At 55.0% G+C, this 17,427-nt stretch carries 14 protein-coding genes; 11 read left to right on the plus strand and 3 right to left on the minus strand.

Annotated elements, in window-relative coordinates; genetic code table 11:
- Positions 1–123 precede the first annotated feature (123 nt).
- From ACTUJZ_RS11875 to prpF, 11 genes are all read left to right on the plus strand, one after another.
- Complete coding sequence (locus ACTUJZ_RS11875) at positions 124–2,049, plus strand: penicillin-binding protein activator (protein ID WP_463636530.1); 1,926 nt, start codon at positions 124–126, stop codon at positions 2,047–2,049.
- A gap of 3 nt (positions 2,050–2,052) precedes the next feature.
- Positions 2,053–2,394, plus strand: coding sequence for a YraN family protein (locus ACTUJZ_RS11880; protein WP_463636531.1), 342 nt, complete (start codon positions 2,053–2,055; stop codon positions 2,392–2,394).
- A gap of 26 nt (positions 2,395–2,420) precedes the next feature.
- Entirely contained in the window at positions 2,421–3,020 is a 600-nt protein-coding gene (locus ACTUJZ_RS11885; protein ID WP_463636532.1) for a phosphoheptose isomerase, read from the plus strand.
- 1 nt (position 3,021) lies between these two features.
- Positions 3,022–3,603, plus strand: coding sequence for a BON domain-containing protein (locus ACTUJZ_RS11890; RefSeq protein ID WP_463636533.1), 582 nt, complete (start codon positions 3,022–3,024; stop codon positions 3,601–3,603).
- A gap of 110 nt (positions 3,604–3,713) precedes the next feature.
- Positions 3,714–5,162, plus strand: a complete 1,449-nt coding sequence (locus tag ACTUJZ_RS11895) for an MFS transporter (protein ID WP_463636534.1) — start codon at positions 3,714–3,716, stop codon at positions 5,160–5,162.
- A 209-nt stretch (positions 5,163–5,371) separates the two neighbouring features.
- On the plus strand, positions 5,372–6,028 hold the full coding sequence (locus tag ACTUJZ_RS11900; protein WP_463636535.1) for a hypothetical protein: 657 nt from the start codon (positions 5,372–5,374) through the stop codon (positions 6,026–6,028).
- 168 nt (positions 6,029–6,196) lie between these two features.
- Positions 6,197–6,859, plus strand: a complete 663-nt coding sequence (locus ACTUJZ_RS11905) for a GntR family transcriptional regulator (protein ID WP_463636536.1) — start codon at positions 6,197–6,199, stop codon at positions 6,857–6,859.
- A 22-nt stretch (positions 6,860–6,881) separates the two neighbouring features.
- Complete coding sequence (prpB, locus tag ACTUJZ_RS11910; RefSeq protein ID WP_463636537.1) at positions 6,882–7,763, plus strand: methylisocitrate lyase; 882 nt, start codon at positions 6,882–6,884, stop codon at positions 7,761–7,763.
- Positions 7,764–7,811: 48 nt separating this feature from the next.
- Positions 7,812–8,936 (plus strand): bifunctional 2-methylcitrate synthase/citrate synthase, encoded by a 1,125-nt coding sequence (gene prpC / locus ACTUJZ_RS11915; protein WP_463636538.1) that lies wholly within the window; start codon positions 7,812–7,814, stop codon positions 8,934–8,936.
- A 61-nt stretch (positions 8,937–8,997) separates the two neighbouring features.
- Positions 8,998–11,592, plus strand: coding sequence for a Fe/S-dependent 2-methylisocitrate dehydratase AcnD (gene acnD, locus ACTUJZ_RS11920; RefSeq protein WP_463636539.1), 2,595 nt, complete (start codon positions 8,998–9,000; stop codon positions 11,590–11,592).
- A 55-nt stretch (positions 11,593–11,647) separates the two neighbouring features.
- Entirely contained in the window at positions 11,648–12,823 is a 1,176-nt protein-coding gene (prpF, locus tag ACTUJZ_RS11925) for a 2-methylaconitate cis-trans isomerase PrpF (protein WP_463636540.1), read from the plus strand.
- A 1-nt stretch (position 12,824) separates the two neighbouring features.
- Here prpF and ACTUJZ_RS11930 read toward each other — a convergent pair whose 3' ends face one another.
- From ACTUJZ_RS11930 to arcB, 3 genes are read right to left on the minus strand one after another with little or no spacing between them, the layout of a single operon-like run.
- Entirely contained in the window at positions 12,825–14,378 is a 1,554-nt protein-coding gene (locus ACTUJZ_RS11930; RefSeq protein WP_463636541.1) for a PH domain-containing protein, read from the minus strand.
- Between the two features lie 10 nt (positions 14,379–14,388).
- The gene (locus ACTUJZ_RS11935; RefSeq protein WP_463636542.1) at positions 14,389–14,940 is read right to left on the minus strand and encodes a PH domain-containing protein; all 552 of its coding nucleotides are present in this window, start codon (positions 14,938–14,940) and stop codon (positions 14,389–14,391) included.
- Entirely contained in the window at positions 14,940–17,300 is a 2,361-nt protein-coding gene (gene arcB / locus ACTUJZ_RS11940; protein ID WP_463636543.1) for an aerobic respiration two-component sensor histidine kinase ArcB, read from the minus strand. The genes ACTUJZ_RS11935 and arcB overlap by 1 nt, the downstream gene beginning before the upstream one ends.
- Positions 17,301–17,427: the final 127 nt, after the last annotated feature.

Below are 17,427 nucleotides of genomic sequence, written 5' to 3' on the forward strand. Positions count from 1 at the left end.
ACAGCAACCAGAGTAGAAAAAGCGCCAGTGTACCACGCCTTTGGGACGGTTTATGCCTGCAGGCATAGATTTTCCTGTGTGTTCAGATAAACTTGGCGGCTCTACCATAAAGGGGGAATTGAAGTGCGTCGTACCAATGTCTTAGCGGGGTTGCCCCGACTGCTGGTGGCCGGCTGTGTGCTCGGGCTAACTGCCTGTACCACCTCCACGGTAACAACACCGCGGTCAGCTCCGCAGGTGTCCCAGCCTAGCCAGGCGCCACAGCCGGATGTGTCACCGCAGGCGTTATTGCGCCAGGCGCGCAATGCCGATGACCAGGGCCAGTTAGCCCAGCGCAACCAGCTGTTATTACAGGCAGCCGCCGGCTTTATTGCCCAGCAGGATCTGTTAAGGGCCCAGGCGGTGCTAACGACGCTGGCCGAAGAACCCCTGCCTCGCGAGGACCAGCTGTTGCTGCAGGCGCTGATGGTAGAAAGCGCTTTGACTCAGTCACCGGTTGAGGTGGCCAAATTGATGCCCTTGTTATCGCCGTTGGCCAGTGATCCGGCGATACGAAGCCGCCAGTTGACCCTGCAAAGCCAGTTGCATCAGCAAAATAAGGAGTGGCTGGCTGCCGCTCAGGCTTATGCGCAGGTGATGCCGGATACCGAGACCGCTGTGGCGCAGGTATGGCAATGGCTCAAACAAGCTTCCGCCGCCGATAGAAAGCTGGCCGGTTCGCCAAATTCCGCACTGGCGCCCTTTTTAGCCCTGCATAATCTTTTAGCCGAACATGGTCATGATCCAGGCGAGCTGCGTCGGGCGCTGGATCAGTTTACCCGGGTCTATCGTGGCACCGCGCTGGTCAATCATTTACCGGCCGAGGTCACTACCGCGGCCAATGCCCGCCCGCAGTCAGTGGACCAGGTGGCGGTGCTATTGCCGTTAAGCGGCCGGTTTGCCGCCAGTGGGATGGCGGTCAAAGAAGGCATTCTGGCGGCGTATTATCAGCAGCTGCAAACGCAGGGCCAGGCACGCTCCCCGCAACTGACCTTTCATGATACCCAGCAGCTCACCCCGCAAAATCTGGCTGGCGAAATCGGTAATGCACAGTATGTGATTGGCCCGCTGCTCAAAGACAGCCTGGACACCCTGGTGCCGGCCATGCCCACAGGGGTCCGGGTGCTGGCGTTGAATCGCCCGGATGACGATCCCATGGTGAGTATTGGCACAGTAGATAGCCCGTTGATTCCGCCCGCGCTGGCGCTGCCCCAGCTCGACCGCCAGGCCACCTGGTTCGCCCTGGCCCCCGAAGATGAAGCATATCAGCTGGCCGAGCACATGGCAGCCCAGGGCTATCGTTCACCCATCGTGGTAGCCGCGCAAGGCGCGATTTATCAGCGTCTGTTGGATGCCTTTGAACGCCGCTGGCAAGCGCGCCAGCCGCCAGGCACAGACAACCGCCTAAACATTGTTACTTTTAACGACAGCAGCTCGCTCAAAGACGGCATCACTGCCGCATTGGGCGTGGCGCAAAGCAAAGAGCGTATCGACCAGATCCGTTACATGGTCAACGAAAAGCTGCACAATGTGACCCGCAACCGGCGCGATATCGATGCCATCGTCGTGTTTGCCTCGCCCGAGCAAACCGAGCTGCTTAACCCCATGGTCGAAGCCAGCCTGAGCCCGTTTGACGGCTCTATGGTGCCGGTGTATGCCACCTCGCGCTCGATGGAATACGACAGCAGTAAAAATCAGTGGCGCGATCTGCAAAATGTGCGCTTTATCGATATGCCCTGGATGATGCCGGGTAACCCGTGGCAGAGCCTGAGCCAACAGGCCAGCCAGCTGTGGCCGGACCGCCCCACCCCCTATGCGCGCTTTTTTGCCTTTGGGGTGGATGCTTTTGAAATGCTGCCTAAAACCGAACAGATGGCATTGTTGCCACAAATTAGCCATGCTGGCCTGACCGGCACTCTGTCAGTCAATGGCAAAGGTCAGGTGATCCGACGCTTGCCGCAAGCCATCATCAGCGATCAGGCGATCAAACCTGTGGTCAGCGGCGAATAACAGATGTCACGTCAGCGCGGCCAGCAGGCTGAAGATCACGCCCTGGCCTATTTGCAGCGTCAGGGGCTGGTGTTACAGGCGCGCAATTTTCACACCCGCTTTGGTGAGCTGGATTTGGTGATGCTGGAGGGCAGCGTCTGGGTGTGTGTGGAGGTAAAGGCCCGGGCGTCGCGGCACCATGGCCAGGCCAGTGAGTTTGTTACACAGGCCAAGCAGCAGCGGCTGCGCATTGCCTTTGAACAATATGTGCAAAGCCAGGGTCATAACCCAAATCACACACCCATGCGCATGGATGTGATAGCATTAGATAACAACAATCTGCAATGGATAAAAAACATTGCCTAACCCCATTGCACAGGTAGTAAACACATATGATAGAACAAATTAAAGCCAATTTTACTGAAAGCATTCAGACCAAGATTGCCGCATCTGAAGTGCTGCCCGAGGCCATCGAGAAAGCCGCCAATATGATGGTGGAAGCGCTGATTCGGGGCAATAAGATTCTGAGTTGTGGCAACGGTGGCTCAGCCGGCGATGCCCAGCATTTTTCGTCTGAAATGCTTAACCGCTACGAGCGTGACCGCCCTAGCCTGCCGGCGATTGCGTTAAGCACCGATACTTCTACGCTAACCTCCATTGCCAATGACTACAGCTATGATGAGATTTTTGCCAAACAGGTACGCGCTTTGGGCCAGCCCGGTGACATCTTGTTAGCCATCTCCACCAGCGGTAATTCGCGCAATGTTATTGCGGCGATGGAAGCTGCACTGTCCCGCGATATGACTATTGTCGCCCTGACCGGCAAAGATGGCGGCGAAATGGCTGGCTTTTTAAATGAGCACGATGTGGAAATTCGCGTTCCGTCTAATCGTACTGCGCGTATTCAGGAAGTGCACCTGCTGGTGATCCACAACCTGTGTGAATGTATTGACGATAGTCTGTTCCCGGCTGATCACGGTGACCAGGACTAGTATGCGCGCATCTCGTCACACAGCAATCAGCCTGACCCTGCTGTTGGCGCTTAGCCAGCTTCAGGGCTGTGTGGTTATGGCCGTGGGTGCCGGCGCGGCAGCTGCCAAGGTGGCACACGACCGGCGTACAGTGGGTACCCAGCTGGATGATCAAAATGCAGAAGGCAAGGTGTCTTTTCGCTGGGCCAAATTTGACCGCCTTAAGGAAGAAACCAACCTCAACATTGATATCTACAACGGGGTGGCGCTTATCACTGGCCAGGCACCGGATAAAAGCCTGATCGACCAGGCGGTGGAAGAGGTTCGCCAGGTGGCTTATGTGCGCAAAATCCATAACCAGGCCCGGTTAGGCCAGCCGCAGAGTGCGGCCGACCAAGCCTATGATATCTGGCTGGCTAATAAGATCCGTGCCAAATTGGTGACCGATGACAATGTCCCGGCTCTGCAGGTGCGTGTGGTGGTGGAAAATGCCGAGGTCTTTTTAATGGGCCGGGTCAATAATCAGGAAGCCACCTATGCCGTCGACATTGCGCGCAATGTCGATGGCGTTAAACGCGTAGTGCGCGCCTTTGAGATTGTCTAGCCGCCAGGGTTGATCCAAACCCTGCGAGAGACGCTATAGAAGCCTGCGAATCAGCTGGCTGGTGGTGACCTGGCGGCCACAGGCTGAGTTTTATTTTCGGGTAATCAAGATTGCCCCCGGCGCAAGAAACTATCACCGTGATCCCACAGTTATCCCGACGCACTGCCACTGCCTTACTGGTAGCCGCCGCGCTATTTATGGAAATTCTGGATGCCACCATCATCACCACGGCGTTGCCGGCTATTGCGGCTGACTTTGGTGTGCCCGCCACGCATTTATCGGTTGGCGTAAGCGCCTACCTGGTGGCAGTGACCATATTTATTCCTTTAAGTGGTTGGGCTGCCGACCGCTTCGGCGCAAAAACCATCTTTATTCTGGCGATAGTCGTGTTTATGTGCGCCTCGGTACTGTGTGGCTTAAGCACCAGCCTGGCCGAATTTACTGCTGCCCGGGCCCTGCAAGGGCTCGGCGGTGCTATGATGGTGCCGGTGGGCCGACTGGTGGTATTGCGCGATGTGCCCAAAAGCCAATTAGTGCGGGCCATGGCCATCCTGACCTGGCCGGCGCTGGGCGCGCCGCTGATTGGCCCGGTGTTGGGCGGCTGGATTGCCGAGACCTGGCACTGGTCATGGATCTTTTTTATCAATGTGCCGCTAGGCATGCTGGCACTGGTGGCCAGCTATCTGCTGTTAACCAACCATAAAGGCAGTCACCAGCATTTTGATTTAGTCGGGTTTGCATTAAGTGGCTGTGGCTTTGGCTTGCTCATGAGTGGGCTTGAGATGTTAAGTGGCACGCCCTCTGCCTGGCAGATACCCAGCGTGCTAATTGGCACCGGGGCCGGCTTATTGCTTCTGGCAATACGCCACATGCGCCGCGCCGCCAATCCTCTGTTTAGCTTGTCCGCCTGGCGGGTTCCCACCTTTCGCACTACCCTGTTAGGCGGTGCAATAATCCGTATTGCCCTGTCCAGCGCACCGTTTATCATTCCACTGATGCTGCAACTGGGGCTGGGGTACAGCGCAGTGCAGGCCGGTACGCTGCTGCTATGGCTGTTTATCGGTAATCTGGCAATCAAACCCGCCACAACCTGGCTGATGAACCGCTGCGGCTTTAAACTGCTTTTAATTAGCAATACCCTGCTAGTGGCACTCGGCTATGCCATTTTAGCTACAGCCACGACCACCACCCCTACCTGGGTATTGGCGGTGATGCTATTGTTCTGTGGCATGGCCCGTTCGGTGCATCTGACAGTGCTAAATACCCTGGGCTTTGCGGATATCCCGGCCGAGCGAATTCGTGATGCGAATACCTTAAGTGCAGCAGTGATGCAAATGACTCGTGGCCTGGGCATTACCGCTGCGGCGCTGGCGCTGGCCTTGACCGGGCTGATAAACAGCAACGGCAGTACCGATCCCAGTCTGGCAGATTTTCAGCTGACCATGCTGATCATGGCCGCCATTGCAGCCTGCTCTACCATTGATAGCCTGCGCCTGGCCCCGGATGCCGGTAGCAGTGTACTGACCCGCCGGCGAGCAACTTCCGATAAGGCCGGGTAATCCCGCCCTGCTCACTGTGTAGAGCTTACAGCCTGACCCTCGCCACTGCTGGCCTCACTTTTGCTAACTTGTTGATTTTAATTGCCGGTACGTTTTGTGCAAATGAGCTTGTGCGATGCGCATCGGCAGCGCATTCAGGCAGCTTGTACATTTGCCTGGTTGCCCTGGCTCGCATGCAAACAAACGGTTAGCTTAGAAAAGGAGGTTGTATGAAAGGTTCAACACTTATGCTGTCTGGTTTAGTGGCATCGGCACTGTGGGCTGCACCTGTCCAGGCCAGCGAGCAGTCTACCCACAGCCATGCTCAAAGTGACACCACCTGGGCCAGTATCAGCGGTCTGATCCATAAGGTCGAGCCGGGCTTTATTATGGTCGACTATGGCTACGGAATTGTCACGGTAAGTACAAATCAGCTCAATTTTAGTGACCAGGCAAAAAGCGAACTTAAGCAAGATGCCAAAGTGACTATCACCGGCCCGATAACCGACGAATTTTTGGTTAAAAATAGAATGCATGCATATAGCGTATATATGCAGGAATCAAATACCGCCGTAGTGGCTGCCGGCCAGCAATCTGCTCATGCTGATTTGATGTTATCGGCAGTGGACAGTGATACTGACAAAGGCCAGTTGACGCTTATCGGTACAGTGGGCGATTTTACCGATGATGGTTTTGCCTTAAAGCTGGGTGAAAAGCAGCTCGGCGTAGAAACCGATGATATGGATAACGACCCGCGTGACAATGAAGGCTTCGGTCAGCTTCAGGTCGGCGATCGGATCCGGGTAAAAACCAAAATCGATGAAGATTTTTCGTCAGAATATGAGGTGGATGCCGAATCCTTTATCCGCCTGCATTTGGCCGACTAATATCTGTGAACACGCCGGCGTCGCCGGCGTTTTTTTTCTTTTTCCACTCACAGAGCTGTTCGACCGCACCTAGGGGTTGTTGTCGACAATATAACCACCCTATCTTGACCCACCAGCCTAAAACACCTATATTGTCGACAAGCTACATTTTACCTACATATTATTTACATGGCTTTACCCATCGAAAACCCGGTGACCAGCGCCGATAAGACCTTTTATCAGCTGCGTCGCGACATTGTGGAAGGCGTAATTGCTGCCGGCGCTAAATTAAGCGAAACCGACTTGTCGACAAAATATGCGGTCAGCCGGGCAGTGATCCGTGAAGCCATCAACCGGCTGATGAATTGTCATCTGGTGGAGCGCAAAGCCAATGTTGGCGCAAAGGTGGTGACCTTATCACCGGCCGGACTTGAACAGCTGTATCAGGTGCGTGAGGCCTTAGAAGGCATGGCCGCCCGGCTGGCGGCGGCCAATATGGCCGATGAGGATATACGCAGCCTTGAGGCATTGCTGGCGGAACATTCAGATACTGTCAGTGGCAGCCAGTCGTATTATCAGGAAGCCGGCGATGTGGATTTTCATTACCGCATCGTGGTGGGCAGCGGCAATGCGCATCTCATCAGTGTATTAATCGATGGAATTTATCATCTGGTGCGCATGTACCGGGTGCAACTGGGCATGGCCGGTCCGCGGGTCACTACCGCGTTTGAAGAGCACCGTAACATTGTGCGGGCCATTGCCCAGCGCGACGGTGAGCTGGCCGAGATCCTAATGCGCCGGCACATCCATTATTCCAAACACAATATTGAACACAAACTCGAATCCTTTTAACCCTACATTACAAGGCTTTGCTATGCACAGTGCAGGAAAAAAATTTCGTGACGCCCTGGCGGCGCATCATCCATTACAGATTGTTGGCACCATCAACGCCTATTCGGCCATCATGGCGCAAAAAATCGGTCATCATGCGATCTACCTGTCTGGTGGCGGTGTAGCCAACGCCTCCTACGGCCTGCCGGATTTGGGCATGACCTCCCTAAACGATGTAATTGAAGATGTGCAGCGCATCACCCGGGCTAGCGATCTGCCCCTGTTGGTCGACATTGACACTGGCTGGGGCGGTGCATTTAACATTGCCAAAACCATTCAGGATATGGAAAAAGCCGGCGCGGCAGCCGTGCATATGGAAGACCAGGTGGCGCAAAAACGCTGCGGCCATCGCCCTAATAAAGAAATTGTCTCGACCGAGGAGATGGTAGATCGCATCAAGGCAGCGGTAGATGCCCGCACCGACCCGGACTTTTTCATTATGGCCCGCACCGATGCCTTTGCTCAGGAAGGCTTAGACGCAGCCATTGCCCGTGCCAAAGCCTATGTAGAGGCCGGCGCTGATGGCATCTTTGCCGAAGCCATTCAAACTGAAGAGCACTACCGCGCCTTTGCTGATGCACTGTCGGTGCCCATTTTGGCCAATATCACTGAATTTGGTAAGACTGAGCTGTGGAATGCCAAACAGCTGGGCGACTGGGGCGCTGCCATGGTGCTGTACCCGTTAAGTGCCTTCCGCGCCATGAACAAAGCCGCCGAGATGGTCTACACCCGAATTTTAGAAGACGGTGACCAGCAGGCTGTGGTGGATCAGATGCAGACCCGTCAGGAGCTTTACGACTATCTGGGCTATCACCACTATGAAGACAAATTAGACGCCTTATTTGCACAAAATAAAAATAAATAATTTCTTAATAACACCTTTGTACTCTACCTATTAGAAGCGGAGATTTTCATGGCAAAACAACTCAGTGGTGCCGGCCTGCGTGGCCAGGTTGCCGGTAAAACAGCATTGTCCACAGTGGGCGTATCCGGTTCGGGACTGACCTATCGCGGCTACGATGTCAAAGAACTGGCCGAACAGTGCCAGTTTGAAGAAGTGGCCCATCTTATCCTGCGCGGCAAGCTGCCCAACGAGCAGGAACTGGCTGCTTACAAACAACGCCTGCAATCGCTGCGTGCGCTGCCTGACGCTTTAAAAGAAGTGCTTGAGCGCATCCCAAAAGACGCCCACCCTATGGATGTGATGCGTACCGGCTGCTCCATGTTGGGCAATTTAGAAGGTGAGCACGACTTCGAGGCGCAGCACGAAGTGACCGAACGTATGCTGGCCTGCTTCCCCAGCATCATCTGCTATTGGTACCGCTTCTCTCATGATGGCGTGCGCATCAACGAGAACACTGATGATGACTCCATCGGCGGCCACTTTTTACATTTGCTGCACGGCGAAAAGCCCAAAGCGCTGCATGAAGATGTCATGCATGTGTCGCTGATTTTGTACGCTGAGCATGAGTTTAATGCATCGACCTTTACCGCCCGGGTGTGCGCCTCGACCTTATCCGACATGCACTCGTGCATCACCGGTGCCATCGGTTCGCTACGTGGTCCGCTACATGGCGGCGCCAACGAAGCAGCCATGGACATGATTGAAAAATTTGACTCGCCGGATCATGCTGAGCAGGAAATGCTGGGCATGCTGGAGCGCAAAGAAAAGATCATGGGCTTTGGCCATGCGGTATATTCCACCAGCGATCCACGCAATGAAATTATCAAACAGTGGTCGAAAAAGCTGTCCGAAGATGTGGGCGACGACACCCTGTACGCGGTATCTGAGCGCTGCGAAGCAGTGATGTGGCGAGAGAAAAAGCTGTTTTGTAATGCTGATTTTTTCCATGCCTCAGCCTACAACTTTATGGGGATCCCTACCAAGTTGTTTACGCCTATCTTTGTGATGTCACGCCTGACCGGCTGGGCTGCCCATGTGATGGAACAGCGCGCCGATAACCGCATCATCCGCCCGTCTGCTGAGTACACCGGTGAAGAATTACGCCCGGTACCGCCGATGGCAGAACGCGGCTAAGCAGACCGACCTCGCCGTCGGGCTTGTCTGTCCGGCGGCCATGCACCACAGTGAGATTTGTATGAATAACGACTATCGCAAACCCTTGCCGGGCAGTCATCTGGACTATTTTGACACCCGCCAGGCGGTCAATGACATCGAGCCGGGCGCTTATGACAGCATGCCGTATACCGCCAGAGTGCTGGCCGAAAACCTGGTCAGAAAATGCCCGCCGGATATTTTAACCCAATCGCTGGAACAGCTGGTCTATCGCAAGCGCGAGCACGATTTTCCGTGGTTTCCATCACGGGTAGTGTGCCACGATATCTTAGGCCAGACCGCCTTTGTGGACCTGGCCGGCCTGCGTGATGCCATTGCCGCCAAAGGCGGAGACCCGTCCAAGGTCAATCCGGTGGTGCCTACCCAGCTGATTGTCGACCATTCACTGGCGGTCGAGCACGCCGGGTTTGAAGCCGATGCCTTTGAAAAAAACCGGGCGATTGAAGATCGCCGCAACGATGACCGCTTTCACTTTATCAACTGGACCAAAACCGCATTTAAAAATGTGGATGTGATTGGTCCGGGTAATGGCATCATGCACCAGATTAATCTGGAAAAAATGTCGCCAGTGGTGCACGCCCGCGATGGTGTGGCCTTCCCCGATACGCTGGTGGGCACCGACAGTCACACTCCGCATGTGGATGCGCTGGGTGTAATTGCTGTGGGCGTGGGCGGCCTGGAAGCCGAAAGCGTCATGCTGGGCCGTGCGTCTTACCTGCGCCTGCCGGACATTGTGGGGGTTGAGTTAACCGGTAAACCGCAACCGGGCATCACCGCCACGGATATTGTACTGGCCTTAACCGAATTTTTACGCGCCGAGCGCGTGGTTTCTGCCTATTTAGAATTTTACGGCGAGGGTGCTGCCCAGCTCACCGTAGGCGATCGCGCTACCATTTCTAATATGACACCTGAGTACGGCGCCACCGCTGGCATGTTTTATATCGACGAGCAAACCATCGACTATCTGCGCCTGACCGGCCGCGAAGACAGTCAGGTTGCTCTGGTGGAAAACTATGCCAAACACACAGGGCTGTGGGCCGATGACTTGGCCTCGGCCAAGTACGAGCGGGTGTTAACCTTTGATTTATCCAGCGTGACCCGCAACATGGCGGGGCCGTCCAAACCCCATGCCCGTCTGCCCACCAGCCAGCTTAAAGAACATGGTCTGTTAGGCTCGGTGGAACACGAAGCCAACCAGATGCCCGATGGTGCCATCATTATTGCTGCCATCACCAGTTGTACCAATACCAGCAACCCGCGCAATGTGGTGGCAGCCGGCCTGTTGGCCAAAAAAGCCAATGCGCTAGGCCTGGCGCGTAAACCCTGGGTGAAAACCTCGCTGGCACCAGGCTCCAAAGCCGTGAAATTGTATCTGGAAGAAGCCAACCTGTTAGGCGAGTTGGAACAGCTGGGTTTTGGCATTGTGGCCTTTGCCTGCACTACCTGTAATGGCATGAGCGGCGCGCTGGACCCGGCCATCCAACAAGAATTGCAAGAGCGCGATCTCTATTCGGTGGCGGTATTGTCCGGTAACCGAAATTTTGACGGCCGCATCCATCCTTATGCTAAGCAAGCCTTTTTGGCCTCGCCAGCCCTGGTGGTGGCCTATGCCATTGCCGGCTCTATCCGCTTCGATATCGAAAAAGATGTCTTAGGGCATGATGCAAATGGCACCCCGGTGACCTTAAAAGATTTATGGCCCAGCGAGCAGGAAATTGATGAGGTCGTGGCCCAGTCGGTCAAGCCCACCCACTTTAAGCAGGTGTACGAGCCGATGTTTGATTTAAAAGTCGACTACGGCAAAGACTTAAACCCGCTGTACCAGTGGCGTGAGAACAGCACCTATATCCGTCGCCCGCCCTACTGGGAAGGCGCACTGGCCGCCGAGCGCAGCCTCAGTGGCATGCGTCCGCTGGCGATTTTGCCGGACAATATCACCACCGATCATTTGTCACCGTCCAACGCTATCCTGCCCACCAGTGCGGCCGGAGAATACCTGACCAGCATGGGCGTACCCGAGGAAGACTATAACTCGTATGCCACCCACCGCGGCGACCATTTAACCGCGCAGCGCGCGACCCTGGCCAACCCTAAGTTGTTCAACGAGATGGTGACCGACAATGGCGAAGTGGTACAAGGCTCACTGACCCGGCTGGAGCCAGAAGGCAAGGTGATGCGCATGTGGGATGCCATTGAAACCTACATGGAGCGTAAGCAGCCGCTGATTATCATTGCCGGGGCCGACTACGGCCAGGGCTCATCACGGGACTGGGCCGCCAAAGGCGTTCGCCTGGCCGGAGTGGAAGTGATTGTGGCCGAAGGCTTTGAGCGTATCCACCGCACCAACCTGATTGGCATGGGTGTGCTGCCGCTGGAGTTTATGCCCGGTACTACCCGCATCACGCTCAAACTGGATGGCACCGAAACCTATGACGTCAAAGGTGAGCCGGCCCCGGGCGCCGAACTCACTCTGGTGGTGAACCGTCAGGACGGCAGCCAGGAAGAGGTGCCGGTGGTGTGCCGCCTGGATACATTTGAAGAGTTATCCATTTATTCGGCCGGCGGGGTATTACAACGTTTTGCCCAGGACTTTTTAAACGCCGAAGCGGCACATTAATCATGTTGCGTGTGGTGGCCCGGTTTGGGCAGCCACACGCCTACAGGAGTGTTTTATGGCGCATTCGCCACAACTAAAAATCCCTGCCACCTACATGCGAGGTGGCACCAGTAAAGGGGTGTTTTTTAATCTGACCGATCTGCCGCAAAAAGCCCAGACACCGGGCCCGTACCGCGACGCGTTGCTATTGCGGGTGATCGGCAGCCCGGATCCCTATCAAAAGCATACCGATGGCATGGGCGGGGCCACCTCCAGTACCAGCAAGACAGTGATTTTGTCGGCCAGCCAGCGCGACAGCTTTGATGTAGATTATCTATTTGGCCAGGTGGCCATTGATAAACCGGTCATCGACTGGAGCGGAAATTGCGGCAACCTGACCGCCGCAGTGGGTGCATTTGCCATTGCCAATGGCCTGGTGGATGCATCCCGGGTCCCGGATAATGGCATCGCCACCATCCGTATCTGGCAGGCCAATATTCAAAAAGCCATCATCGCCCATGTGCCCATGACCGATGGCCAGGTTCAGGAAACCGGCGATTTTGAACTGGATGGGGTGACCTTTCCGGCGGCCGAGGTACGCATCGAGTTTATGGATCCGGCTGATAGCAGCGAGCCGCTGTTCCCCACCGGAAATGTAGTCGATACGCTCAGTGTACCGGATGTGGGCGAGCTACCGGCCACCCTTATCACTGCTGGCATTCCGACGATTTTTGTCAACGCAGCGGATATTGGCTATACCGGCACTGAGCTGCAGGAAGTCATTAATGGTGATGCCGCCGCGCTGGCCAGGCTGGAAAATATCCGTGCCCACGGCGCGCTGAAGATGGGCCTGATTAATGAACTGGGCCAGGCCGCCAGTCGCCAGCACACGCCTAAGCTGGCATTTGTGGCACCACCGGCTGACTACACGGCTTCTAGCGGCAAAGCCGTATCAGCAGCCGATATTGACGTGTTAGTACGAGCCATGTCCATGGGTAAACTGCATCATGCCATGATGGGCACCGCTGCAGTCGCCATCGCCACTGCGGCAGCCATTGAAGGCACGCTGGTGCATCAGGCCGCCGGTGGTGGCAGCCGCGAAACCGTCACCTTTGGCCATCCTTCCGGTACCTTGCAGGTAGGCGCCAAGGCCAGCTGGCAGGGCCAGCACTGGCAGGTCGATAAGGCCAGCATGAGCCGCAGTGCCCGGGTCTTAATGGAAGGCCATGTGCGGGTGCCAGATCCCCAATAAACTACATCCAGGACCGGGCGCTGTGCTCAACCGTGTGCACCACGGTGCGGGCCAGCGTGTCGGCCTGGGATTGAGGTAAAAACGGAATGGTCACACTGCCACTGGCCATGGTCAGGCGCACCGAAGCCACCTGCCGGCGGCGCATCATCACACTTTGTAGCACAGCTACCTGCTGCACCTTATACAGCGGAAAAATCTGATACACCTGCCCCACCAGCCCTTTTTTCACATACACATGATCTGCATCATACGCCAGCCCCCAGCGCCGGTAGCGCAGATACATCATCCCGGCGATAAGCACAGTACCGGCAGCCACCACCAGCCCCAGATCCAGCTTGTCACTTAGTATCGTCACCAGCGCGGCGAGCGTTGCTACCGGAAGTAGGCGCACCAACCACAAATGGCTTAAAAATAACGGTGAAAGCCGTGTATAGGTTTGGCCAAACACCTCGCTACCAGGCAGTACTTCAGTGCTTAACTCGGCCGCCTGGGCCAGGGTCACCGACGGCACCAGCAACTTATTGGGAGCCATCAGTTCATGATCTTGTTTGTAGCCGGTCTTGTTTTGCTCAAAAAACACATTGGCCCGGCCCAGTACCCGATCCAGCCAATCTTGCTTGATGCGCACCAGCTGCACCCGGGAGCGCCGCACACTGACCTCTTGCTGGCTAAGCAGCCCGCTTTGGCGAACATAGCGCTCGCCATGCCGGGTCAGCGTGTAGCCATAATAGGTGAGTAACGAGCCGGCCACGGAGACCATTGCCATCAGTGCCATAATCACCATCAGCAGGGTAAACACATACAGGCCCCACTGCCACCAGCTTACATTGGCCGAGCCCACCAGTTGTTCGGGCTGCCAGCCCTGGCGCTCCAGCCAGGCAATGACATAATTGGCCAGTTCATCATAAAATGGCGCCAGCGCCCCCAGCACAATCCACACCCGATTGTTGGTGATGCCATGGATAATCAGGTCGCGCACCGAACGGGTGTTTATCACTGTGCCGCTTTGCGCATCGGTTGGCTTATCGATAGTGTCAGATTCAGCGTCGGTCTCTGGCGCGTCATGCTCAGCCAGAATCTGCGTGCGCAGGGCCTGAGCATAGTGCTGGGTCACTGCCACAATCTTGGCTTCTTCTTTAGCCGAGCCAGCGGTGTCGAGCACCACCACCGCAAAGCGGGTCGCCCGATAATAAAAGGGCCGCTCCACTTTCACATTCTGAATGCGCCAAAATGGCAGATTGGTGTGCACCCGGTTAAATAAGCCACGGCGAATTTCTACATGGCTGTCACGCACCCGAAACTGATAAAACACATAGCTGACAATACTGCTGATGAGGATGAGCGCGACCACCGCGCCACCCACAGGCAAAAGCCAGGCCGTGTTGAGCCAACCGGACGTTTGCGCGCCGATAGCCAGCGCCGGAATGATGTAGAGCGCACTTTGCACGGTCTGACGAAGGTTGCTGGCAATAAAATACAGCAGGGCAATCGGGGCCAGCCGGCGCCACTGGCTACCCGTATCCACCTCAATATGAGCCACCTGTGGGCTGGCCATGCTGGGATCCTTATTTGGCATCAAGCTCTTTATGATTAAGAATAAACTGACGCAATTGCTGCGCCTGGGCTAGCGGCAGGCCGGGGATCTCAAAGGTGTGCATGGCTCCGCCGGCGGAAAAAACCTGCAAGGTCGCCAGCTCGGCCAGGCGCTCGAACGGGCCTCTTTTAAGCTCAATATGTTGCACTCGTAAAATCGGCTGGCAGGCTATTTGTTTAAAAACCAGCCCTTTTTGCAACACCAGATCCTGCTCGCGCACACAAAAGCGAATACGTTTATCCGCCAGCCAGTGATAGCCAAACAGCACACTGGCGACCCCGACGATTATAGTTACCAGCAGTGGGTAGGCCGAATGCCAGTGTGACGGCAGGGCCAGCCAGGGCTGAAAGCGCAGAATGCTGAGCACTATTATTAGCAGCGTAGCGCCGCCGGCAATTAACGCCAGGTTCAGCACCCGATAGCGAGGTGACACCGGTTCGGTGGGCAGGTCTAAAAACGGCGGCAAACTGGCCGGGTCAATCACCTGATTAGAAAAATCCTGCGCCGGTGTCGGTTCATCCATCAGTCATCCACCATTTGTTCGTTAAGCCAGCCGTGCAGCGCTTTCATATCATGGGCCACCGCCATTTGCAGCTCTTCCACCCAGTCATGCACATTCTGCCACCAGGCCGGATGATCGCCCTGCTGAATTTGATTGGCAATACGCTGCACCCGCGAGAGGCCCACCGAGCCGGCGGCACCTTTGATTTTATGCGCCTGCGCGCACACTTCCGATTTTTCATCGGCGCTTAAGTTGAGCTGCAGAATCTCCATGTATTCCGGCATCTTGTCCTGGAAGACTTTCACACTGGCCCGCACCATATCCTCGCCTATGGTGTCCACCAGCATCTGCAGCAGGTCCATGTCCAAAATGGTGTTCAGCGACTTTTGGTTGTCATTGCTTTCACGCGGTTTTTCAAGCTGCGCGGCATCCGGGGCCGCTGGCTCAGTGAACAGACTGTTGAACACTTCGATCACGCGGCTTTTTTTAATCGGCTTGGCAATCACATCGTCCATGCCGTTTTGCAGATATTCTTCACGCTTTTTAATCACATTAGCGGTCAGCGCCACAATCGGCGTTTGCATCACCAGGTCTTCTTCATGCAGCACGTTGGCCACATCAAAACCGGTCATATCGGGTAGCTGAATATCCAACAAGATGAGGTCGTACTGATTCTGGCGTGCCTTGTCGATGGCTTCCTGGCCGGTCATGGCCACATCCACTTTCTGGCCCAGTTTTTCCAGCAATGCTTTGGCCACCATCACATTAAGCTCGATATCTTCAACCAGCAAAATGGATAAATCTGTCACCAACAGCTTGGACACCTGCATGGGTTGAGACGATACCTGTACCGGCAATTCAATTTCAAATCGTGTGCCTTTATTTTCCTGGCTGGTCACGCGGATGGTGCCGTTCATCAGCTCCACCATTTGTTTACAGATGGCCAGGCCAATACCGGTGCCGGTGGCCGACTGATGATTAGGATGATCAACCTGATAATACATGGCGAAGATTTTATCTAATTCATCTTCGGGGATCCCCACCCCGGTATCCTCCACCACATAAGTAACCATGCTGATATTATTGGCCGGCTCAGTGGCACTGACCGACAGACTCACCTGGCCTTTGGGCGTGAATTTCACCGCGTTGAACAAAATATTCCACAACACCTGCCGTAACCGGGTGCCATCCACTTCCACCATCTGCGGCAGCGGATCATTGATGGTGGTCACCAGCTCCAGACTTTTGTCAGCCGCCAGCAGGCGAATAATGCTAGACAACTCTTCGGTAAAATCACGCAGCGACACGGTTTTTAAACTGAGCTCCAGTTTGTCCCGGTCGAGCTTATCCAGATCGATAATGTCGTTAAAAATGTTACCCAAGGTAATGGCACTGGCATAAATAGTACTGACCCAGTTAAATTGCTCTTCGGACAGATCGGTATCACGCAGCATCCGACTTAAGCCCACAATACCGTTAAGCGGCGTGCGCAGCTCATGGCTGATAGTGGCAATAAAGCGTGTCTTATCGGTGCTGGCTTTAGCGGCGGCACTTTCAGCCTGTTTGCGTTCGGTCATATCCCGACCAAAGGCCAGCAAGCCTAAGCGGTTTCCGGCTCCATCGAAAAACGGCACGCGCTTCATTTCAAAGTAACGGCGCCGGCCATCAGCAAAGCGTAACCACAATTCTTCAGTCATGCTGGCATTGGTTTCCAGTACCTCGCGGTCACTGGACAGGATTTGGCTGGCCAGGTCTTCTTCAAACACATCGTGTAAGGTCAGGCCCATCAGCTCGGCTTCGGTTTTACCGGTTAGCATTTCTGCGATGCGATTACAGCCGGCAAAACGCCCTTCTTCGTTGCGGTAATAAATCAGATCAGGTGAGGCATCGATGATCGAACGCAACAGCGTGGATAAGCGGCGGGCTTGCTCTTCGGAGGACGACTTATCTTCAATTTCGCGCTCCAGCTCCTGAAACACTGCTTCGCGCTCTTCCTGAGCTTGTTTGCGCTGTTCGATTTCATGATTGAGCTGGCGAATATTGCGCTGTAATTCGCGGTTCAAAAACACATCTTCTTCACGCAACCGTTCCAGTTGGCTGACCACTTCTTTTAAGTTGGTCCGTGAATTTTCCAGCTGTTTAACCAGCTCACTGAAAAAGTACAACACCCAGGGCGCGGACAACAAAGTGATAATGATGGCGATAATAAAATCATCGGGTTGCACCGACTTACCCAAGCTGATCCGTACCACATACGACCCGCCCAGCGTGAACACCAGTGTGATTAGAACAAACAAAATACTAAGTTTTAAGGTGCCAAAACGCTTAACAAACTGGGCAATACGAATCGCCCATGAGTCGTTCGGTGAATCCTGATGCATAGCTACCATCGGTTATTTTATTCTGGTGGCATAGTAATATGCCCGTTAGCTAAGTGCCAGACTTTCTCCGGCCTCCTCAATGAAGGCAGGGCGGCGAAACTGCACCAATCTGGCGACACTTTGCACA

The sequence above is a fragment of the Alteromonas sp. WD8-37 genome, from assembly GCF_055326825.1.